Raw genomic sequence first — 24,458 nt, forward strand, 5'->3', positions numbered from 1 at the left:
GAGTGTTTATCTCACCTCCCCCTGCTTGCCGCCTTTTGATATAAGGCGGCTTTTTTATGAAGTGATCAGTTCAATGAGATTTCAACGTCCGAAACTAATCTGCTCGAACACGCTAAGGCATAGCCTTGTTCAATCTCTTGTGCACTCAATGTTTCGGTGCTCAAACGCTCGACCATACCCACCTTCACTTTGCATTTGCACGATCCGCATATCCCACTTCGGCAAGCCGCAATCACTGGTACGTTACCTTTCTCTAACGCATCGAGCAGTAAACTGCCCTTTTTCACGGTCACGGATGATGCAAACGCTGGCGTGCTGACTGTCACCTCCTGAGGCTCAATCTCGTCTTGATCTGAGCTCTCTTGTTTGTGGTGGCTCACTTCGCTTTCATACACTGATGGCGTAAAACTCTCTTCAAAGAAGTGTGCCATATCAAAATTCAGCCGTTGTAGGTAGCTTTTAACATCTTGCATAAAACTAACGGGACCGCACAGATACACACTGCGCTCGGCAATATCAGGGCACAATCGGACTAACCAAGCCTGACTCAGCCGCCCTTGTGAATGCGAGCTGCCCTTTGCCTCTTTGAGCAGAAGTTTTAAATGAAACTGCGGATAACATTGTGCCAGTTGTTGTAGCTCTGAGTAATAAATGGTGTCGGAAACACTTTTGGCGACATGAATAAAATCGATCTCAATGTCGCCTTGTCGCAGCCATTGTTGCGCCATAGCCATCACAGGGGTAACACCACAACCCGCACTGATCAGTGTCACTTTTCGTTTCGGCGCGCAATCTACACTGTTAAATGCACCCTGCGGTTGTAGCACCGAGACCGTATCACCAACACTCAATGCATCAACAATATGGTTTGAAACCTTTCCGCCTACTACTCGCTTAACCGTAAAGCGCAGAAAGTTTTGCTGTGGAATTGAACTGATGGAGTAAGCACGAAACGCCACGCCTTCTGGTAATTCAAAGCCTAAAGTTGCAAATTGGCCCGGTTTAAAATGAAAGGCGTTCTCTTCTTTCGAGGCCAGTTCAAAACTGACGCTTTCCTCGGTTTCTGCCCATTTTCGGCGGCAAGTTAATTCAAGCACATCTTGGTAAGCCCAAGCTGACATACCCATCCCTCATACAATACTTTTTTCAAATCATGCTTTATTCAAACATCTGAAGCGGCATTAGGCTCTGAATACGCAGAGCCTAATGCTGACGATTACGCAGCCAAAATCGTTTTTAAATCATTCTCAGCAGTAGTAATCCCACGCAGATCGAACTCTTGTTGCAAAATATTCATCAAGTTTTCGGTGAGGAATGCTGGTGCGGTTGGGCCGGTATAAATTCCTTTCACACCCAATGCGAGTAGCGTCAGTAGGATAACGATCGCCTTTTGTTCAAACCAAGAAAGAACCAATGTCAGTGGGAGATCATTCACACCGCAATCAAACTCACTGGCCAGTGCGAGTGCCAGTTGAATCGCTGAATACGCATCGTTACATTGGCCAACATCTAATAGACGCGGTATGCCATTGATGTCACCAAACTGATTTTTATTGAAGCGGAATTTTCCACACGCCAACGTTAAAATGAGGCTATCTTCCGGCACTTGCGCCGTGAAATCAGTGTAGTAACTGCGTTCAGATTTATCACCATCACAACCTCCCACAAGGAAGAAGTGTTTGATGTGGCCTTGTTTGACTTGTTCAATCACGGCTGGCGCGGCCGCCATCAATGCATTACGACCAAAACCAACCGTAATATGTTGCTCTATTTCATCGTGTTTAAAACCGGGCTGGGCTAACGCGCACTCGATCACTTCACTGAAATCGTCACCTTCAACGTGTGCCACACCCGGCCAGCCGACAATACTGCGGGTAAATAGGCGGTCGGCATACTGCCCCACATTCGGGTTGAGCAAGCAGTTTGATGTCATCACGATTGCACCGGGGAAGTTAGCAAATTCTTTTTGCTGATTTTGCCAAGCACTACCATAGTTGCCCACAAGGTGCGGATATTTCTTTAGCTGCGGGTAAGCGTGAGCAGGCAACATCTCACCATTGGTATAGACATTAATGCCTTTGCCCTGAGTCTGTTGCAGAATTTTTTCCAGATCATGCAAGTCATGGCCTGAAACCAAGATGCACTTACCCGCTACCGTTTTCACATTGACGCTCGTAGGTTCAGGGTGACCAAAGGTTTCGGTTTCACCCATATCTAACATCTCCATAATGCGGTAATTGACCATACCAATTTGCATTGCCGTATCGAGTAACGCTTGTAGGTCAGTTGGATCAGTGCCAAGCCAAGCCATAATTTGGTGGTATTCAGCGTACACGGCTTGATCACTTTGGCCTAAAACGCGAGCGTGTTCTAAGTAAGCCGCCGCACCCTTTAACCCATATAAACAAAGCAAACGCAAGCCAATCACATCTTCATGCAAGCTTTCACGCCCACGGTTAACGGCTGCTATCGGTGCAAAGGCCAACAGCGCCTCTTTGGTCTGTGGTAATTCAAATTTGGCAGCAGCAGAGAGCTCAGGCAATTCAAATCCGACTAATACCGCAGCAGCTCTCACGTTCTCTTCCAAACGCTGGCGGTACTGCGTGGAATCTTGAACGAGTTCAAGGATACGTTCAGGATCGAAATTGACATTGGTTAACGTGGCAAAGAAGGCTCTGGGAGCCCATTGGTCAATTTCTTGATCGATCACACCACACGCTCGACCTAAATTGGCCCAAAAAGAGACGCCCTGTAATGAATACACTAGTACATCTTGTAAGTCTGAAACTTCAGCCGTTTTACCGCACATGCCTTGAGAGTAGGCACAACCTTTTGCCACAGGGGTTTGAATGGTTTGTTCACATTGAATACAGAACATTATTTTAGCTCCAGTTATTTGAGGCGTGTCGATCACGCTTATTATCCGAAGCCTTTAGGGCATAATACATGCCAACATATAACCACTTGTTTTTAAAAAGAATAAATAAAAAACCACACAACGATAATGTCAATTTGACTACCAAAAAGATAACGAACAAAGACACCAAAATGTCAAAATGACTCAAGTTTGAACTGTCTGCCAGCGTCCCAATATTGTGGAAGGTCCATGCAACTCCAAAAATTAGAGACACAACATTCATGTTGGATTCATCTTGGCTGCGTTAACCTAGCTTCAATTCAGAAAGAGGTACAGGTTATGAATAGATTTATTGTGACTACATTTGCGCTGGTTGTAGGGTTTTTCGCGTTGATGCTGAGTTTGCTGCTCGCCATTCCTCTCGCTATTGCAGCGATCATCACTGGCAAACGTATAGAAAAGCAGCTCAAGCGCCACACCTTTACGTCAAAAAGCGGCTACGTTATTGAAGGTGAATATGAAGAAAAAACTCAAGCACACTATCGATGAAAACCCTATTCGCCCTCTTTCATTGGCACGGCGAAACTCATTAGAAGTGGGAGGCATTTCCTCCCGCTTTTTTGGTATTAGCTAAAGAGTCATGACGACACGGATGGCAAGCGCAATCAGTACTACGCCCGACAAACGGTCAATCAATACGGCACGCGCGCGCAGTTTATCGAGTAATATTGGGCTAGAAAGAATTAAGGTGATGAACGTATACCAAAGCCCATCCACTAAAAATGGTGTTAACACAATAATAGCTTTGCTACTCAGTTCGTTGCCGATGGCGACAAATTGACTGAATAACGCGATGAAAAATAGCGCTATTTTAGGACTAAGCAGAGAAATCAATAATCCCTCTTTAGCCGACTGCCACACACTGACCGTCTCACCCGATTCTAATTTAGCCGCCACGCCCCCTTTGGAACGTAATGCATTGATACCCAAATAGGCCAAATACAACGCGCCTGCATAGCCTACTGTCTTAAACAGTAAGGGGGATTGATGCAGTACAACCGCTAAGCCAATTAAGGTAATGAAGGCATAGACACCAATACCAAATGCGTGCGCCCACGCCGTTGCAAACCCATTTTTACGCCCACCAGCGAGGCTGTGTTTGGCCACCATAGCTAGGCTTGGCCCTGGCGACATCGCGCCTAAAATACAAATGGTAAATAGTGATAACCAAACGGTGAATGTCATGGATTTCTCGCTGTTGTTTCGGTGATTTAAGGTAATGACGATAACGAAATGACTCGCATAACGCTACCTGAATGTGGCGCTGCCCAAACGGCCTGATATTGCAGGTGAGCCGTTGCACCCAATGGGCATAGGCAAACTGAGATAGATGCATATTATTTCGCTTCAGCGTATGCTAACCGCCAGAACGATATTTGGGAACGGAAGCCGTGAATAAGTTAAAACAAGAGATCACCTTGCTGTCTGGTATTGGACAACTTTCCACCACTTTAATGGGAACAGGGTTATTTATGATCCCAGCGATTGCCGCTGGTATTGCAGGTGAGCTCTCACTGTGGGCATGGCTACTACTGTTTGTGGCGATTTGCCCGATTGCACTGACGTTTGCCGCTCTGGGTAAGCGTTACCCTAACGCCGGCGGAACCGCCTACTTTGTCCGCCAAGCTTTTAACGCTAAGTTGGAACGCTCGGTTGCTTGGCTTTTTGTCAGCGTGATCCCTGTCGGCGTTCCGGCCGCTGTCGCATTGGCGGCAGGCTTTGCTCAACAACTTCTCCCTGCGCCACTGAACTCGGCGATGATGGCGCAAGTATTAACCGTACTGTTGCTGATTGCGGTCAATTTGGCGGGCACCAAATCTTCCGGTCAGTTACAAACCGTTATTGCGCTGAGCATTTTCGTATTAGTTGGTGCTTTTTTCTGGATAGGCGATGTTGGTGCTGCAGATTTAACCATGCCCGCACTCAGCACGGACAGTATTTGGCCGATTGGCGCCGCACTCGGAGTGATGTTCTGGTGTTTCGTCGGGATTGAAGCGTTCGCTCATATGGGAGAAGAGTTTAAAAACCCACAGCGCGATTTTCCAATCGCGATCATTGTCGGCTGCTTTGTGGCTGGAATCACCTATTGGGCATGCTCGGTGGTCATCCTTAAATTTGGTGCGTATGGCAGCGCAGAATTTGATAGCACCTCCATTCCTTGGCTGAGCGAACAAATTTTTGGTAGCAGTTTGGCAACGGTGATAAGCCTTATCGGCTTTTTTGCATGCTTTGCGAGCATCAATTTATACACGCAAAGCTTATCTCGCATGGTGTGGGCACAAGCAAGGCAATATCGACCAGAAAGCGCAATCGCCAGAATTTCAATCCGCGGCGTCCCAGCCAATGCAACCATTGCTGTTGGAGTTGTATTAATGGCTTCTTGCTTGCTTGGTGAATGGTCTGGTCTCAATCTGGAATTTTTCCTAAAACTTGCGAATGGAATCTTTGTCTTAGTTTATCTGTTAGCGATGTTCGCCGCTTATAAATTGCTCAGTGGCATCAACAAACTGTTGGCGGCAATTTCGTTGATCCTCTGCACTGCGGTATTTATCTGCTTAGACTGGTCAATGCTGTATGCTCTGACTATCTTCATTTTGCTCTCTTTACCTTGGCAACGTTTGGCAAGAAAAAGTCAGTCGAAGCAAGAGCTTTAACTTATCGCTTACCTTGCGGTATTGCCGTGACCACTTAAGTGGGCATCATTCTGCAAATAAAAATTTTGCCGAAATAAAAGGCTCTCAATATAGAGAGCCTAAAAAATAGCAAGGAGAGGATATTAAATTTAAGTGCGGATGTGCTTAATCGCGCTGTTTAACTCATCGACATTACGTTGCAAATCAACAACGACAGGCCCGAGTTGATTGATGGCAACGTTCATATCACCCGAAAGGGCTTTAATGTTACTAAGATTGCTGGAAATTTCGTCGCTCACAGCCAATTGCTCTTCTGTCGCAGCCGATATCGACGTATTCAATTTATGGATCTCAATCGCCGATCCTTGGATGGTACCAAGCGCTTCGTTCGCCACCGACATATTAGAGCGCGTTGACTGCATTTTATCAGCACTCACCCGGATCGTTTTGGTCGATTGTTCTGCTTTCTCTTGCAGCATCGAAATCATGCTCTCGATCTCACCCGTCGATTGTTGAGTTCGTTGGGCAAGTGAGCGTACTTCATCCGCTACCACCGCAAAACCGCGACCTTGCTCACCCGCACGAGCAGCCTCTATCGCCGCGTTCAATGCCAGTAGGTTGGTTTGTTCAGCAATCGCTTTAATCACATCAAGCACATTACCAACGTTATTAGACTCATTCGCAAGTTGCTGGATGATCTCGGATGTTTTGGTAAATTCACCCTCTAATTCACCGAATTCATGGGTCGTTTTATCAAAGACCTGTTTACTGGTACTGGCTTCTTTTTCCGCGCTGCCCGCATACTCTTCTGCCATGGTGGTGCTTTCCGCCACGCTAGAGAGCGCCGATGTCATCTCTTCCATCGCCGTCGCCGCCATTTCAAGTTCTTGATTTTGCTGATTCGCCACTTTGACGTTTTGTTTGGTGACATCGCTTATCGTTTCAGAGATGGCCGAAATGGTATGGTTTACTTGGTTTATTTTGCTAATGGTGGTGGCATAACTACCAAGCACCTTATTAATGGTGCCGCCGATTATACCCAGTTCGTTGTGGCTGTTATCGTCAACTCGCAAAGTCAAATCAGAATTTTTGTCTACTTGTTGTAGCAATTTAGCCATGGTATCAATCGGCTTCACTACTTTTCGGTTAACAATGGCATACCCAATAATGGCAATAACAAAAACGCTAATTAAGGAGATATTACCAATCAATACCGTACTTTTTACTTTCTGCGCCGCATCCATGAATTGTTTATTGGTTCGATTTTCTAATTCAATAAAGAACTTATCAATCGGAGCCATGATTTTGGCTTTCTCTTGATGGTATTCATTACTGTGTAAGAGAGAAATCGCCATATTACGGTCTGGCTCTTTTCTAACGGTGTAGTTGCCATTGCTATCAGGGTAAAGCCCCTTAACCGCATTCATCGCTTTGACTTCCATGTTCACTAAGCCATCTGAATTAGCTTGAGCTTCTTTGAGCAAACTAAACTCTTGCTGAGTAAAACCAAGATCCGTCATCATTTGGTTGAGAGAGATATTCTTACCGTCTGCTTTAGGTTTTTGTCCATATTGCAACACAAGGTCCCAATATATCGTGTGATAGTTCTGCGGGCGAGGTTTCTTACCATTACGAATATCAAGAATATCCATGTACATTTTTTCGTATTTTTCATCGCCACTGACCACATAAGTCCGGCCTAACCGAGTTAAGTCATCGGAGCTTTGACGAAGCTCATCGGCCGCTTGGTAAGATTGATAACGAACTTGAGCCATGTTGTCAACTTGTTGCATCAGCCCATTGAGCTGCAATACCGTCACAACACTAATGACAATACCAATACCGATGACAGCAAACACGAGCTTCATGGTGTTGTTGATATTCATAAAAGTATCCTTCTTCATTTATCAACGAAATTATTTCTGTTTATTCATTATTATTATTGCTTTTAGCATAGGATGAGAATGGCCAAAATGTCGAATTTTACGCCACAATTATTGCGTCAACTTTAAGTACCATCATGCTTCAACTTATTTTTCAGTCGGTACTGGCAACTGAGCCAATACCTCTTTAGCCGCTTCAAAATCAAAATCTTCAATCGCATGCATCAAACTTTTCTTTTGCTCGTCAGACCATAAATTGCATTGTTTAATTTGGTGGATCATATGAATCGCATCAGCATCGTAGTTTTCAACACATTGCACTAATTGTTGGTAGAGCAACGCAATATCACGGTGCTCTTGCTGCGGATGTAATTGTGTCTGCTCCCAATCTCTTAGCTCATCCAACAAAGTAGACATCAACTTTGATACCGTGTTGAGATCTTGAATGGCGGGTTTCGTATGTCGCTGTACTACCCCTTCCATCTCGTTGGCTAGCTGCGCAATAGGCTCAATCCCTAGATTAGCCGCTGAACCTTTTAGGGTGTGCATCACTCGCTCTGCCTCTTCCCACTGCCCCTTATCAATCAATTTAGGGAATGCGGCTATTTCTTGCTGCTGGCTGGCAAGGAAGTGATCCAATATTTCAAAGTATCGCTGCGCATTGCCACCAATTCGGAAAATCGCTTGCTCCACATCAATACCCGTCAATTCTGGGTAGCCAGTGCTCGGTTTCACTTGATTCGGTAATACCGTAGAGGGTACTGGCGTGGTTTCATCCGCCTTTAAATATTTGCGTAGTACGTGGTACAAGCGCTGTACATCAATTGGTTTCGCCACATGATCATTCATACCTGCATTTAAACAGTGCTCGACATCTGAAGACATCGCATTGGCGGTCATTGCAACAATCGGTAGCGTTTTCCACTCCTCATGTTGGCGGATCTCTTTCGTCGCACTGATACCATCCATAATGGGCATCTGCATATCCATCAGCACTAAATCAAAAGCTTCTTGCTGCAATTTCGTCAAAGCTTCTTGTCCATTATTAGCAAGGACAATGCTCAATTGAGTACTTTCTAACAGGCCGAAAGCCACCTCTTGGTTCACTTCGTTATCTTCTACCAAAAGCACTTTTTGCCCAATAAATGTTGGCCTTGTATCATGATCAAGATACTCATGGCTCTGCCTTAATTGCTCGATGCCGTAGCTGTCCATAATGGCATCAAGGAGATTTGATGGGTTCACAGGTTTCACAATCAAGGCATCGACTAATTTACTGTTTTCTCCCACCAAGGAGATTTCTCGGCCGTAAGCCGTGACGAGGAATCGTTTGGTGTTATCAAAAACACCCAATGCTTTCATTCTCTGCAGCAACTCTATGCCATTCATACCCGGCATATTCCAATCAATAAACAGCATATCAAAATGCGTATTGCGAATTTCATCTAGCGCCTCAAAACCGTTACTGACTGACTTCGCTTCAAAATGCATCGCATTGAGCAAGGTCATTAAAATATTGCGCGCCGAGTCATTATCATCGACTACCAACGCACGTTTGCCTGCTAGAGCGCTGAGTGGCTTAGCGATATCGCGCATTTTGGCTTCTTGCAGGCCACACTCAACCGTGAATTCAAAGGTGGATCCTGACCCTTCTTCACTGCGAACTTGAATGTCGCCACCCATCAATCCGACTAGCTGTTTACTGATGCTAAGCCCCAAGCCCGTGCCTCCATATTGGCGAGTAATGCTATTATCAGCTTGAGAAAATGCAGAGAATAGAGTGGCTACGTTAGATTCAGCAATGCCAATACCTGTATCAGAAACGGTAAACTTCAAGGTCACGTTGGCGTCGTTTTGCCCCACGACTCGCGCCGAAACGATGATCTCCCCTTGTTCAGTAAATTTCACCGCATTGCCACATAAGTTAACGAGAACTTGCCCCAAACGCAGCGGGTCGCCCACCAAGCCCACAGGAATATGTGGGTCGATATCTAATAAAAACTCGATGTTTTTCTCTTGGGCTTTTAGCGAAATCAAGGTGGTGAGGTTATCCAATACCTCATCAAGGCTAAAATCAATGTGCTCAACATTCAGCTTGCCCGCCTCTATTTTGGAAAAATCCAAAATGTCGTTAATGATGCCAAGCAAGTTTTTCGCCGATTCATTAATCCGTGAAATGTATTTTTGTTGCGTAGGATTGAGCTCGGTATTGAGTGCTAGATGGGCCATGCCCAAAATGGCATTCATTGGTGTACGGATCTCGTGGCTCATGTTCGCAAGGAAATCGCCTTTGGCTTGGCTCATGGCATCCGCGGTCTCTTTAGCTTCTCTTAACTGCTCTTCCATCTGCTTGCGATCGGTTAAATCAAGCAAAATTCCGACAATTCCAGAGACTTCACCGCGATTATTTTGGAAAGAAGCTTCGTATACCAACATCTCTCTTTTGTGGTGTGAAGCGTCATAGAGAGACAATTCGTAATCTTGCGAAGACTGCTCCTCTCCAAGCCTTTTATGTACTTGGGCAAAAATGGTCGCCGTTTCATTTTGAAAGATATCTTGCGGCGATTTACCGATAATTTGCTCGGCCGACAGGCCAACTAAATCCATAAACTTAGCGTTAATGGTGAGATACGTACCCGAGGCCGACAAGCAATACATGGGGTTCGGCGTCGCATCGAGGATCTCTTGATTCAGTTGAGATTGTTCGAGTACTTTCTGCTCGGCTCGTCGCTGAATTTCAATGTTTTGGCTCAATTGAATACTGACCGATAAGTCATCCAACATTTGCGATAACCACTGGAATTGCAAACTCGACAACGACCCGATAGTGCCAAGCTCTAGTAAAGCGACAGGATGCTGATTGACGTGCAGCGGCAAATAATACACTTCGTTAATGACTAACTTGCCACCGTTAAATTCAATGTGACAGTTGCCATCGAGTGCTTTCATCGCATAGGGCTGACCGCTGAGCAACACACTGAGCTGCGTCGATGATGGATCGGTGTATTCTCTGGCCGAATGCTCACCATAACCCACCCCAGCCACTCGTTTTAATACGCCCTCTTGATAGATGTACATGCCAACCATTTCCAAAGGAAATTGATGCAGTAAGAATTGCGTAACTTCATTACACAAACGGTCCGTAGAATCGTTTTTGCGCAGGATGATATTGAAATCTTTAAGTAAAGTATTTTGGCTAAGCTGCTCAGCGATATGATGAAACACCACATTCAAACTGTCGATAAAATGTTGCAGCTCTGCATAGGCGGTTTGAGTGATCGTAAAAGCGTAATCTTCCCGTTTGACTTGAGTCACAACCGTTTTGAGTAGCTGACTTAACGGATTGATGTAAAGACGCCACAGCAGAACAAAGGAGGCGATGATCACGCTGAGTAAGGTTAATACTAACGCCAAGTTTATCCATTCATAACGCAGCGCTTCGCTATCGGCACGTTGAATGTTTTGCTCCATGCGTTGCATGATCGATTGATGCGCAGAACCAATCGCCTGCATAATTTTCGCCTTTCCCGCGAAGTATTGGTCACCATAGAGAATAGCCCGAGCCAATTCCAGATCCGGCTCACCTGTGTCGACAAATTCGCCTTGGCTATTCTTTTTCCATCCTTTGATGGCCATGAAGGCTTCTCTTTCGAGTGACACCAGTGAATCAGACAAAGTAAGCGCATTTTTGAGCTCCAAAAACTCCACCGATTCAATGCCCGAAAGACGCATTCTATCGAGTAACGAAGGGTTGTCTGGTGCGCCACCCAGTGAGCGGGCAAGTAGTTTGTTTTGTGCAACGACATCCCAAAATTCGTACTCATTCCCTTTCGGTAAAGGCACAGAACCATTTCTGACGCTCAGCACATAATTAAAAAGGTTGAGCCACTTTTCATCGCCAGTCGAAGCGTAGGCTCGGGCAAATTTGGTTAAGTGATCTGAGCTCTGCTTCAACTCTTGTGACAGACGATAGAAACGGTAAAGTTCGTCGTTCAGTTGTCGGCTCTCAGTTCTCAGAGCGGCCACTTTGTCTGTGATACTAAACATCGCAATGGAACATAATCCCATAGCAATAAATAAGACGGTGAATAAAGTTCGGATGGATCGCATGTGAAGCGCCTTCTTAATAATTTTCTCACTCTACTAACGCTGAGATTAGCTATAGTTATTGATAAGTTTAGACTTAAACCCAACCTTCGCCGCTCAATTGCTATTTTTTATTAGGAAAGACTCATGCCCATCGAAAACTTGGACAATTGTACCGTGTTAATCGTCGATGATTCGCCAGATAACCTTGCATTTATGTCACAGGGGTTGGCTAACCGATATCATGTCAAGGCCGCTAAATCAGGCCCGATGGCGCTCAGTATCTTAGACAAGTTTTCTATTGACCTAGTGTTGCTCGATATTGTTATGCCGGAAATGTCAGGTTTTGAAGTCATACAAAAGATCATGGCAAACCCTAACACCCAAGACATCCCTGTGATTTTTCTGACCGCAAAAGATAACCCTGAAGATCAAAAACTAGGCTTTGAGTTAGGTGCGGTTGACTATGTATACAAACCCGTAAGCGTACCGTTGCTAAGAGCCAGAGTAGATACTCACCTGCAAAACAAGATCTCAAAAGACATACTGAAGAACCAAAATGGCTACTTGGAAAAAGAGGTGATAAAACGTTCAAATGAATTGGATAAAATGCAAGACGCGGTCGTGTATGCTCTCGCCAGCCTCGCTGAAACCAGAGACCCAGATACTGGTAACCATATCCTGCGAACACAACATTACGTCAAAGCGTTAGCCGAGCAACTGGCTAAGCTGCCAAAATATCAACAAAAGCTAACGCCGAATGTTATTAATACCTACTTTAAAGCCGCCCCTTTACACGATATTGGTAAAGTGGGCATCGCCGACAACATACTATTAAAACCAGGAAAACTGGACAGTGATGAGTTTGAGATCATGAAAGGTCATGCCAGCTTAGGGCTACGTGCGCTAGAAAAAGCGGAAAAGATGTCAGGCGCGAAAAATGACCTTATCGATATGGCGAAAGAGATCGCCCATGGGCACCATGAAAAATGGGATGGCTCTGGCTATCCTAACGGTTTACAAGGTGATGCTATACCGCTCAGCGCACGGTTAATGGCTGTCGCTGATGTTTATGACGCTCTGATTTGCCGACGCATCTATAAGGAGCCGATGCCTCACGCCGATGCGAAAGGGATTATTTTGGACGGAAGAGGAAGCCATTTTGACCCTGAAGTCATTGATGCCTTCTTGGCAATAGAAGAACGCTTTATTTCGATTGCCCATGAATACGCCGACGATTGATATCTTGGTAAGCAACGTATTAAACAAAAAGATAAACGTATGAAGGTAACCTTTCGCCCCGCAAGTGACAGCGATTATCAATTTGCTTTTGATCTAAAAAAAGTCGCAGAAATGGATGCTATTACGGCGATATTTGGCTGGGATGAAGAGTTGCAGCAAGTGCTGCATCGCCAAGAATGGCATTCTGGTCTACCAACGATCATCTGCGCTGATGGCCAACCGATTGGCACTTATTTACTGCAGAGCAAGCATGAAACGCTTTACTTCTCGCGCTTTTTTATTCTGCCTGATTTTCAAAATAGAGGAGTGGGTAGCAAAGTATTACAACTGGTCGTCAACCAAGCCAATCTGACTCAATACCCTTGTAAGCTCTGTTATTTGCAAGGTAGCCCCGTCGGTGCTTTGTATCAGCGATTTGGGTTTACGCACTACCAAATGGACGATGAGTTTCCTCATATGCATTTCATTCCAACGCCCAAAGGCCAATAGCTCACTTTGTGCTATCTTAAATTAAGGTTAGCGATCGGCAAACAGCCTACGCGGCGAGAAAATAAGCTTCATCATTAACGCCAACCCACCTGTAGCACAACAAAATGGTTACATTTGTTTATTCATATTCATTACTTATTGAATAAAATGCGTGAGCAATCTCTGATTAATGTCGTTTCATTTATAGGGTAAATGGTTGTGTGAACAAGGTTTCATCTTTTTTTAACGTTACGTTAGACAATATTTTCATTAACACCTTTGGATAGGAAACAGATATGTTGTATTTGGAATTTTTATTCCTGCTATTAATGCTCTATATAGGCTCACGCTACGGTGGTATTGGCCTTGGTGTGGTTTCTGGTATTGGCTTGGTCATTGAAGTTTTTGTCTTCAAAATGCCACCCACATCACCACCGATCACCGTCATGTTGATCATTCTTGCCGTTGTCACCTGTGCTTCAATACTCGAAGCGGCTGGCGGATTGAAATACATGCTGCAAGTGGCAGAACGTTTACTGCGTAAGAACCCGAAAAATGTCACTTTGATTGCACCGTTCGTCACTTACGCAATGACGTTTATGCTGGGTACTGGCCATGCGGTGTATTCCATCATGCCGATCATTGGTGATGTGGCATTGAAAAATGGGATCCGTCCTGAACGTCCAATGGCTGCGTCTTCTGTTGCTTCGCAAATCGCGATTACCGCTTCCCCAATCTCAGCGGCCGTTGTCTACTACCTTGCTCAATTGTCGAATATTCAACACGAGATCACCTTGCTCTCTATTTTGCTGGTCACTGTACCTGCGACCTTATTCGGTACGCTGTTGATGTCTTTGTACAGCTTGCGCCGCGGGAAAGAACTAGATGATGATCCTGAGTATCAAGAACGTCTACAAGATCCAGTGTGGAAAGAGAAAATCCTAAACACAACCGCGACAACGCTGAATGAAACGTTACCCGCGGCAGCGCGTAATTCTGTGTTGATTTTCATTGGTGCGATATTAACCATAGTCGTGCTAGCGATGGTGCCAGAAACACGCACTATTGTTGAAGGCAGTAAACCGATCAGTATGGCGGTGGTTATCCAGATGATGATGCTCTGCTTTGGCGGTATCATTTTACTGGCAACCAAAACCGACCCACGAGATGTACCAAACGGTGTGGTATTCAAATCAGGTATGGTAGCGGCAATTGCCATCTTCGGTATCGCTTGGATGTCGGATACCTATTTCCAATACGCGATGCCGCAGTTTAAATCAGGCATTGTTGAGATGGTTACCGACCATCACTGGACCTTCGCGCTTGCACTATTCATTGTTTCTGTTGTGGTGAACTCACAAGCCGCAGTAGCGGTGATGATGTTACCTGTAGGCCTCGGGCTAGGTTTAGAACCTGCGCTACTAGTAGGCTTAATGCCCGCATTGTACGGATACTTTTTCATTCCAAACTATCCGTCAGATATTGCAACGGTCAACTTTGATACCACAGGAACCACCAAAATCGGTAAGTACTACTTCAACCACTCGTTCATGTCCGTCGGTTTAATTGGCGTCGTGAGTGCGTGCTGTTTAGGTTATGTGCTGAGCCAAATCATCATTGGTTAACCCACTGTAAATGCCCCAGACTGATACAGCGCTGGGGTGTGTTTACTGCTAAATAAAAAAGTGCACCCAACTGAGCCTGAAGCCGTTGGGTGCACTTTTTCTTTATTTAAACGTCATGCTTGATAATGTTGTTGTCCAATAAGAAACCAACAATGTCAATCGACGCCATGCCATCAAAATTGAATTGGCTGGCAAGATCTTGCACCACAATGGTTTGATGTACGTTATTGTCCGTCAGAATTTCCAATTCCACATCCGTCGTGTTGGTCATCACTTTCGCTTCTATCTGATGAGAAGTGTGTAGCGAAACGAGCAGTTGATCCATGGGCAAATGTAAATCGGCCACAACATCAGTGAGATCGATCACATCACCTTCACCAGCGTTGAAATCAGTGATAGTGTCGGTTTGCTCATCAACAGTATCGAGCGTCCATTTAAATATGTCAGCGCCACTTCCCCCGGTTAAGATGTCGGCACCAAGCCCGCCAATCAAGGTATCATTTCCGCCACCACCCACTAAGGAGTCATCACCATCGCCACCTTCAAGGTGATCATGACCACTGCCTCCTAGCAACTGCGCCCCAACATTACCGGCGAGCAATTGCGCATCATCCCCGTTCGTTGATTGATCAATCGTGCTACCGTCAGGCAATACTTCAATCGCAATATCAATTGATGCAGAGGCTGCACGGCTACCATCCGTTTCTGTTGAGATAGCCGCTACCGACAGAGTGTGTTGCCCTAAGTCGAGCCCACTAACCTGTAATCCGTCGATAGCATCAGCGGAAACAATCCACACCCCGCTTTGCTCAGTCACGCTGCCCGAGCTACTAGAAAGCGTAGCGCCACTTGGCAGACTGTCGATCTCCAATGACAACACTTCATGGCTATCCGTTAATGCCGCGATTAACCCCAGCAATGCAATACCTTGAGCGCTGATACTTTGGCTAACATACGTCTGCTTCATATAATTAAAGCTCGGATCAAGGGTTAATATCGGCGTATTGGCTTTGGGCGTCACCGCAATACTGACGGTTTCTGTCTCTTCTAGCGCCATACCAGAAACATTGTCGGCATAAACACCACCATCATTGGCCTTAATTGTCAGATCAATATGGTCACTACCAATCGCGGTGGCATCAACAAAAACGCCGCTGGCGGGATCGCTGCTATTAAGTAGTGCGTTGATATCCGATAACGTGCCTTGTAGGACGAGTTCTCCAGCCAAATTGGTGCTCTGCGTGACAGAACTTAACGCGGGGATCACGGCACTGAGCAAACCTTCGCTCACGCTCAAAATCACCGTCATGGGGTCGTTGGCATGTGAGCCTGCATAATCGACATCACTCACACTCAAGCCGGTAACTTTTTGCCCCGCCTCTTCATCAATCGTTGTGGTGATCGTAGCACTATCAATGGTGGGAGCATCATTGACCGCCTGAACATCAACTGAAACAGTAAACTCACGCGCAGGCCCCAAATGTTCAGTACCGTCCAGCCCTGTATCGACCGACTGTACTTTAATCGTCAGATCTCCCGCCCAAGTGTCCTTATGCCAATCACCAGAATTAAAAATCAGTTTATCTAAGCTTTGCGCATCGGCATTCAACAACCATACGCCACCGCCGATGTAAGTCCCCAGCGTACCATCAGGCAATGCAATACTTGCTCCATCTGGCACCCCGGAAACTTCAATTCGCAACGTTTCTGGCGAGTTTTCACTATGGTTCGCACCGGCTACAATGGAATCGGCTTTATCGATAATTTGCGCGTTGATATCAATTTCAATGTCAACGCCTTCATCGCCAGCGCCGTTAGTCACTGGTTCAACATCCACCACATCCCCAACGGGCGCAATATCCAATCTAAAGCTGCCGTTATGCTCTACAGGCACACCAAGCAAGGATTCTTGGGTAAAGACCTTGATGCCGATTTCCACTTCGCCACTAAAGTTCTTCGCAGGTTTCATCGCAATATCGGATAAATTGATCGAGGTTTGTGCTAGGTTGTTAATCTGAATGCTCCACTCACCACCACCATTATTTTTCACGGTATAGTCAGAAGAGAGAGAACTCACGACAAAATCCGTTGGCACCCCAGTAAGCTTGATCGACACAAATACCTCAGAGCCATCTGTATCGGTCAGATCAACGGTAAATTCAGAACCCGGTTTAGAAAGGACAATCCACTCATCTTCCAATCCATGCACTTCAATATCACTGCTACCACCACTGGAAATAATGACGTCGTCTACCACTGGCGTCACATCAAAACTTACTTGTGTGGTAAATGGTTTATCAGCATCGGTATTGACTACTCCCAACGCATTGGCATTGGTATCATCAAATTGCGTGATATCAGTCACTTTCCCCGCCACGGTAATGTTGACGGTATTATCATCATCGCCAGTCGGATAATTGGGTGCGGGCTTGAAATAAACATTGTCTAATGCCGCAGGTAGCTGAGGCTGACTAAAAGTGATACTGGTACCGAGATCATTGCCTTGCGCATCAACAAAGGTTCCGATATTGGTTCCTTGTAGGGTTAAGGTGACTTCGCTCAGCACCTCTTGCCCTTCCGTGGCGCTATTGCGAATATCAGCAAGATCAATATCGAGCGAAAGATGAATAATACCATCTTCATAACCTATGCCGTCATTGGTCGGAACGTCGGACGAGCTTGAAGTCGGCTGATGATTTGCATCTAACCCAAGCGTGCCTTCTATGGTCAATGTCGCTTTGGGTGTAGTGTCATCATCTTGCGGTTGATGCGTTCCGGGAACATCAGCTACCGGAGAAACTGCCACTGGGATTTGCGTACTGAAGGTTTTTTCATCACCAGAAGCCGTGTCTGTCGTTACAAAAGTGATCGGCAAATTAAAGTCGCCCGCGTAATCTTCGGGCAGATGCAGATGCAGATTTTCTAACCCTGAAATCGAGCCATCGGTATTAACGGTACCTTTGTATACATACAAGCCATCAACGAAGTCAAAATGACCACCAGATAAACTTGCGCCCGCTGGCAGCACACTTTGCGCGATGACAATACTGAGCTCATCTTCTACACCATCAAAACCTGAAGCGCTCACCATCAATTTATCTTGGATTTGCTGACCTAAATTAATAGCGTTATCTTCGATGCCTAATACAATATCATCCGCATTGCCAACTAAAGTAATGTCAGCCGCTACCGTGTTGTTGCCCGTAGCAGTGAGCGGAAATTGTAAGGTGAGCTCTGATTGCACTTGTTGAACCACTTTGGCTTCAGAGCTATCTTCCCCTTGGTCATACACTTGGGCAAAAATGGTCACAGTGATGTCGTTATAACCATCACCATCAGGATCGTTACCACTACTCAATGTCAGGCCATTCGGCGCTTTTACACTGAAATTCTGCTCATCAACAATGGTCCATGAACCATCCCCATTATTAATTGCACCAGTAATCAGTAGTTGATCAAGTACCTGTGGCGTCATATTGCTAAAACGCACCACCAGTTGGTCAACCACTTCTAATGATTGGTAACCTTCTGTCGATTGAGTGTCTGCATTATCAAAGCGTATAACGTTCGCATTAAGCTCGCCGCCGGCCGCATCATTAATCGTAAAGTAGATAGCACCAGAGGCATCCGCGACAACCTTGTTTATGACTGCGCCGTTCTCTTCAACACGCAGCTGTCCATCAGCTTCAACTACCGGCCTTACCGTGACATCAACAGAGCCATGAATGACTTTCGAAGCAATACCTTCGCCAGAATTGATTGCATCGACGTATTCGTTGTCTTGCTCTTTAACCACAATCTCAGTGCTCAAGGTAAAATCAGTACTGGAGTGCTCTGGTGGCTGAACTTGAACGTAACCCGTTGTCAGCACTTGCGCTGAGAAATCTTGATCGCTCTGTCCCAGTGCGGGGGTCAAAATAAGCTTGCCGTCACTGTCTAAGGCCGTGACAACACCATCGACGTAAATAGTACTACCTGCTGGGAAGCCAGAAAGTGTAACAGAGGCAAAATATTCATCAGCATCAAGATGCTGTTCCTCTTCAGGCTGCCAATGAACATTAATGCGGCTATCCTCGTTACCAAGCGAGTGTGATTGATAGTTGTCAACAACATCAATCACCGGTGCCACTTTAATGCGAATTTCCGACTCAATTTGACGCGTATGTCCATCATTTTCAGTAACGATGGTGGTCATTTTGATGTTAATGTTTTCGGTCGATGAATGCGATGGCTCAACTCGAATACCTGAATCAACCTGCGCTGAAGTTAGATTCGCCTGATAAATAGGTTGCTGCGCAGTATCATAACCAACAAATACCAAGTTAATCACGCTACCAACACTGTCATACAGTTTGACACCATCTGGAATGTTCGACAGCAAAACGGTGATCGACTCAGAGCTGTCCGCTGGATTATCCGCAAGCTCACCGGATAACACACTAAAGCCAAAGCTAACGGATTGATTTTCATCAATCGTCGTTTCAATCACTTGCAGACCATTTTCACTAAATTCATTCCAAGTGTTAGTACTGTTTGAGTGAAAATCAATGGTTGGAATGTCTGCTACGCCCTTAACTGAAACATTAACCGTCTTAGCACCTAGCGAGATTTCATCTGTCACCGCACCCGTAGAAAGAGTAACGCTATCTTTAATGATGCCTTCAACAGAGAAAGTAAAATCAGCATTACTATGCAACGGGGGTAGCACTTCAACTTGGTCAAGATATTGTTCAGGAACTTCATAATAAGTATGACCATTGGCATCGGTTATTTGTGATATTTCGCTGGCTCCGGCTCCCAACCAAATCAGTGTGACACCTGTTTCTGAAAAATCAGAAAGACGCACATAGAGTGTTTCTGAACCATCAGAATCAACGGATCCGGCCATCGTAATGACTTCACTTAATAACAAGGGATCGTGATCTGTGGTGGGGTCAACGGTATTTTGCGTAGCGGCATTATCTTCAAAAACATTGATTCGATTGACAGAGAAGCTACCCATGTCGGCAACAGGGCTAACATCTATCACGATTTCTTTCGTTTCTGATCGGGCGCTCTCTTTACCAACGTGAGCGTTAGTTTGCTCGGTCGTGATCGCTGTAATATCAAGTTTGATCTGACCACTGAAGTTATCATTGGGGTCAACTTGTACTTGGTTAATGTTACTCGCACTAACAAGATAATAGTGACCTGAAGCATCCGAGTTCATTACAACCAGCGTACCATCGGCATAAACTAGCTGCGCCTCACCTTCACCTTGAGTAAAGCGGATCTCATACAGGATTGTTTCGGGGGTACTGTTATCTTGTGTCTGCGCTAAAACATCGAGAGTAATATTGTCACTATCTTCTACTGCATCATAATGAAATTGGCTGCTTGAGGTCCAAGTAGCAATATCGGCCACACTTTCCACCTCAATGCGCAATTTCCCGTTCACATTATGGTCATGCAGGCCATTATTCAAAACTTGTACAGCGATATTAAGTTGGAAGCCACCGTTAGCGCTGGCATAGTGACGGTCAGGCACAAAATATAAGTTTTCAACCTTCGCCACGCTGCCCGTTAGACTTTGCTCAACCGCATCAGCCGGTAGTACAAAGCGTCCACTGACGACCTCTAGTTTGACATAGACACCAGAGTCGTTGAGATAATAAAAATCACCATGAGCATTACTGGCCGTGATTTTCACTTCGCCAAGCGATTCGTTTCGATCTAAATCGTGCAGGTTGACTCGCAAATCCACTTTAAGTGGTGAAGTATCTAAACCCGACTGGTTATCTTGGCTATTAGTGATTTGATTGGGGTCGTTAAACAAAATAGTGACGCCATCGCGTCCTGCATCTTCAGCGCCAATCACGTTAGCAACCGTGATGGTGGCATTTCGATCCAAAATATTAATATTCAACTGCTCGGTCGAACTATCACCATCGATGTCTTCTGCTGTCACATTAACAGTAAATGAAATCGTTGGATTTTCTCCATGATCTAAACTAGAAACGGGTTTGAAAGTCGCATTGCCGTTTGGTGCAATAGCTAAAGTCCCCAAATCTCGCTCAACACCATTTTTTATTTCGACAACCGTGACTGTTTTGGTTACTCCGTTAAGTTCAACTTCATTAGCTAAACTTACGCTGTTAGCCTCTCTAAATTGAATATCACGACCCGCTTCATCAACGGCCACAAATTTAGTGATCGCACCATGATCTGCACCTTGAGTATCCGGTGAGGTATTGTTGTCTTGGCTAAATAAATTGACTGTTTTTATCGCCGTATTTTCAACACTAGTGATGCTTTTATCATGCAAAGTTGGAATATCATCAACAATCGATATTGGCAAACTCGCTGACGCTGAAACATCGCCATCTCTATCAGTTGCGGTAATCGGAAGATCTAAAATATAACTATTTTCACCATTACCCGTCGGGTGGTCGATGGCTTTAAGCAGTTCAAATTGGTAACTATCGGCCGAGCCATTTAGCGTGAGACGAAAAACCACGTCCGTCGTATTCTTAATCACCGCCTCATAAACAGTGACACCATTACTGCTTGAAATTTGGATGATCTCTATCTCTTGACCACCGGACGTTAAATTCTCGACAGGCGTTACAAGATCCGATAATTGATAACTGACAATACCATCGGCACCGTCAATCACATCAAAATGTCCAGCAATAACGGTGCTGTCTGAACGATCAGAACCAATCGTGGCTAAGTCATCTTCATCCACGCTCTGTTCGCTACCGGCGCGAATGCCGACAATCGTTGGCTTGTCATCAACAATAGTGACAGGCAGTAGAATGTCAGAGGCGTCGCCATCATAGTCCGTCGCCACCACGTTGAAATTCACCAGTCGCTCATCGCTGCCTGCGGCGTGATCAATCGGACCTTGCAAAGTAAAACGATAGCTACCATCCGCATTGAGCACTAAGCTAAACACCGCATTGCCACTGGGTGTGGTGCTGGCTTGGTAGTGGTAGTTACCATTGGCATCGATTGTCGCCGCGCCCAAGATCACCGCTTCGCCTTGCGAGGTTAAGCCCGCAAGCGGGTTACTGCTGGTATCCAACTGATAACTCACCACCTTATCGGCGCTTTGAGTGGTAAACATTCCCTCAGCGAACAGCGGCTCTTTGCTGCTGTCTGAGCCTGACGTTAAATCGTCTTCGTCAACGCTGAGCGCTTGCACGCCGGTGATGATTGGCTGATCATCATGGATGGTGACGGGCAGCAAAATGTTGGCGCTGTCGCCATCATAATCGGTTGTCACTACCTTGAAATTTACCAGCAGCTCATCGCTCCCCTGCGAATGGTCAATCGGACCTTGCAGGGTAAAACGATAGCTACCATCCGCATTGAGCACCAAACTAAACACCGCATTGCCGCTCGGTGCAGCGCTAGCTTGATAGTGGTAGTTGCCGTCGGCATCGATTGTCGCCGCGCCCAAACTCACCGCTTCACCTTGCGAAGTTAGGCCTGCAAGCGGGTTACTGCTGGTATCCAACTGATAGCTCACCACCTTATCCGCGCTTTGAGTAGTAAAAACTCCCTCTGCAAACAGCGGCTCTTTGCTGCTGTCTGAGCCTGACGCTAAATCATCTTCGTCAACGCTGAGCGCTTGCACGCCCGCGATGATTGGCTGATCATCATGAATGGTGACAGGCAGCAGAATGTTGGCGCTGTCGCCATCATAGTCAGTTGCAACCACCTTGAAATTCACCAATAGCTCATCGCTCCCCTGCGCATGGTCAATTGGCCCTTGTAAGGTAAAACGATAACTGCCATCTGCGTTAAGCACTAAGCTAAATACCGTCTGACCGCTTGGGGTAGTACTTGCTTGATAGAGGTAGTTACCGTTGGCATCAACTGTCGCCGCGCCCAATACCACACTTTCACCTTGCGAGGTTAATCCAGCGATGGGGTTGATGCTGGTATCAAGCTGATAACTCGCTACCGTATCGGCCCCTTGGGTAGTGGTGAAATAGCCTTCGGCGAACAACGGCTCTTTGCTGCTGTCTGAGCCTGACGCTAAATCGTCTTCGTCAACGCTGAGCGCATCCACACCAATGATTTCAGGTTTATCGTCAATAATGTTGATTGGTAAACGCACACTTTCAGAGCTATCACCATCATAATCGGTTGCCAATACCGAAAGGTTGAGTAATAACTCATCACTATTGACTGGATGATCCAGCGCGCCTTGTAACGTAAACTGGTAACGACCGTCTGGATTTAATATCAACTCAAAAATAGGCTGGCCATTGGCGCTCGCCTGATAGGTATAAACTCCGTTCAATGACGAGGAAGAGGCCAATTGCACCGCGACACCAGCCGAGGTTAACCCCGCCAACGGATTAGCACTTAAATCCAACTGATAACTTTCAATTTGATCAGAACCCAATTGAGTATCAAACTGTCCTGAAACGGTAATCGTCTGTGAAGCACTGGCATCCGAGCCGATATTTGCCAAATTATCCTCATAAACGGACGTCGACGGTTCATCGGACATAACAGGGTTATTACCATCACCAATACTGATTGCGATAGAAATCGGCGAGCGAATAGGATTTCCACCCGCATCAGAACCGGTTACATCAAATTGAATCGCAATTTGATCATTGGCAAAAGAAACTAAGCCACCTCCCACGGAGGGAACATGGTCAATCGGTTGACTAATGGTCGTCACTATCTCTAAGTTGATGTCTTTACCGGCAGACGTCGCCACTAAATCAATCCGTAGCACTTCACTGCCGTCAAGTTCACCGACAATATGGTTAGCCGTAGCATCATAACGAAAGCTTACTGATCGCCCAGCCGAAGTAATATCGCTATTCAGCTCTGACAATAGCGCAGCTAATGAAAGGGATTCAGGGACAAAAGAGGCGGCATCCAGTGGCAGATCTCCCGCCACGATTAAAACATTTGCCGTCACTGATTGTGGATACGAACTTAGTGAGAGCGAACCTTCAACTAATGCCGCTGATAATGATTCACCCCCAGCGGTAAAACGCAACGGACTCAAATTCGTTTCAGTCAATGATTGCTGAGCATCACGCCCTGCAGTTTCGAAAAACGTACTCGCCAATACTTCTGCAAAATTGTAATCAATGGTGATGAAGCCAGCATTTGCAGAGCCTTCACCACCTGCTCCGGCGGCGGTTGCTTCAAGTATTTGGGTCGGGTCTTGGCCATCTAAAATGGCTTGTTGGATGGCAGCAATATTATCTGCGTCAAAACTCACCTCGTCTAATAAGCTCAGATCAGCGTTGATCTCGCCTTCAATCGGAAATTGAACTAAGTCAACTGAGGTCTCAGAATCTGGTGACGCATTGCTAAAACAAGTAATACAATTCTGATCGACTACGGTCGCTTGGCCATTAAGCAGTATCGTCACCGACGAATGATTCACTGTGATTAAGATTTCATCTTTATTTAATTGATCACCCGCGCTTACTTTACGCGCATTACCTTTGGCATCTGCTGCGATAACATCACCAACCACTTCTTGTACTAACGCAGGTTGAACAACCACATGTAAATCCATAGAGCCCCCAGATACTTCTTTAGCAAATCGATTCAGAAAACGAGCAATAGACAACTGTTATTT

General features: G+C 45.7%; 11 protein-coding genes. 5 read left to right on the plus strand and 6 right to left on the minus strand.

Going from position 1 to position 24,458, the window contains the following annotated elements; all coding sequences use genetic code 11:
• Nucleotides 1-65: 65 nt before the first annotated feature.
• Together AACU59_RS18085 and hcp are read right to left on the minus strand one after the other, a co-directional pair.
• On the minus strand, nucleotides 66-1,121 hold the full coding sequence (locus tag AACU59_RS18085) for a hybrid-cluster NAD(P)-dependent oxidoreductase (protein WP_094145884.1): 1,056 nt from the start codon (nucleotides 1,119-1,121) through the stop codon (nucleotides 66-68).
• A gap of 95 nt (nucleotides 1,122-1,216) precedes the next feature.
• Nucleotides 1,217-2,878 (minus strand): hydroxylamine reductase, encoded by a 1,662-nt coding sequence (hcp, locus tag AACU59_RS18090; protein WP_088729385.1) that lies wholly within the window; start codon nucleotides 2,876-2,878, stop codon nucleotides 1,217-1,219.
• Between the two features lie 318 nt (nucleotides 2,879-3,196).
• Between hcp and AACU59_RS18095 the strand changes: the two genes are divergently transcribed.
• A complete protein-coding gene (locus tag AACU59_RS18095; RefSeq protein WP_017045072.1) occupies nucleotides 3,197-3,406 on the plus strand; it encodes a hypothetical protein in 210 nt (69 codons plus the stop codon).
• 81 nt (nucleotides 3,407-3,487) lie between these two features.
• Here the strand turns inward: AACU59_RS18095 and AACU59_RS18100 are convergent, their stop codons facing one another.
• Entirely contained in the window at nucleotides 3,488-4,102 is a 615-nt protein-coding gene (locus AACU59_RS18100; RefSeq protein ID WP_013868407.1) for a LysE family translocator, read from the minus strand.
• 191 nt (nucleotides 4,103-4,293) lie between these two features.
• Between AACU59_RS18100 and yjeH the strand changes: the two genes are divergently transcribed.
• Nucleotides 4,294-5,571 (plus strand): L-methionine/branched-chain amino acid transporter, encoded by a 1,278-nt coding sequence (gene yjeH, locus AACU59_RS18105; protein WP_094145885.1) that lies wholly within the window; start codon nucleotides 4,294-4,296, stop codon nucleotides 5,569-5,571.
• Nucleotides 5,572-5,699: 128 nt separating this feature from the next.
• On the opposite strand, the gene AACU59_RS18110 is transcribed toward yjeH, so the two are convergent.
• Both AACU59_RS18110 and AACU59_RS18115 read right to left on the minus strand, forming a co-directional pair.
• A complete protein-coding gene (locus AACU59_RS18110) occupies nucleotides 5,700-7,436 on the minus strand; it encodes a methyl-accepting chemotaxis protein (RefSeq protein WP_026028422.1) in 1,737 nt (578 codons plus the stop codon).
• 144 nt (nucleotides 7,437-7,580) lie between these two features.
• Nucleotides 7,581-11,543 (minus strand): hybrid sensor histidine kinase/response regulator, encoded by a 3,963-nt coding sequence (locus tag AACU59_RS18115; RefSeq protein ID WP_094145886.1) that lies wholly within the window; start codon nucleotides 11,541-11,543, stop codon nucleotides 7,581-7,583.
• A 123-nt stretch (nucleotides 11,544-11,666) separates the two neighbouring features.
• Between AACU59_RS18115 and AACU59_RS18120 the strand changes: the two genes are divergently transcribed.
• The 3 genes from AACU59_RS18120 (at nucleotide 11,667) to AACU59_RS18130 (ending at nucleotide 14,854) form a co-directional block, all read left to right on the plus strand.
• A complete protein-coding gene (locus tag AACU59_RS18120) occupies nucleotides 11,667-12,761 on the plus strand; it encodes a response regulator (RefSeq protein ID WP_013868403.1) in 1,095 nt (364 codons plus the stop codon).
• A 39-nt stretch (nucleotides 12,762-12,800) separates the two neighbouring features.
• Nucleotides 12,801-13,250: a GNAT family N-acetyltransferase gene (locus AACU59_RS18125; RefSeq protein ID WP_094145887.1), complete on the plus strand. Its 450-nt coding sequence runs from the start codon at nucleotides 12,801-12,803 to the stop codon at nucleotides 13,248-13,250.
• 275 nt (nucleotides 13,251-13,525) lie between these two features.
• Nucleotides 13,526-14,854, plus strand: coding sequence for an anaerobic C4-dicarboxylate transporter (locus tag AACU59_RS18130; protein ID WP_013868401.1), 1,329 nt, complete (start codon nucleotides 13,526-13,528; stop codon nucleotides 14,852-14,854).
• 106 nt (nucleotides 14,855-14,960) lie between these two features.
• Here AACU59_RS18130 and AACU59_RS18135 read toward each other — a convergent pair whose 3' ends face one another.
• Nucleotides 14,961-24,395, minus strand: a complete 9,435-nt coding sequence (locus AACU59_RS18135) for a retention module-containing protein (protein ID WP_094145888.1) — start codon at nucleotides 24,393-24,395, stop codon at nucleotides 14,961-14,963.
• Nucleotides 24,396-24,458: the final 63 nt, after the last annotated feature.

The sequence above is a fragment of the Vibrio sp. V23_P3S9T160 genome (genome assembly GCF_963886625.1).
Classification (GTDB): domain Bacteria; phylum Pseudomonadota; class Gammaproteobacteria; order Enterobacterales; family Vibrionaceae; genus Vibrio; species Vibrio anguillarum.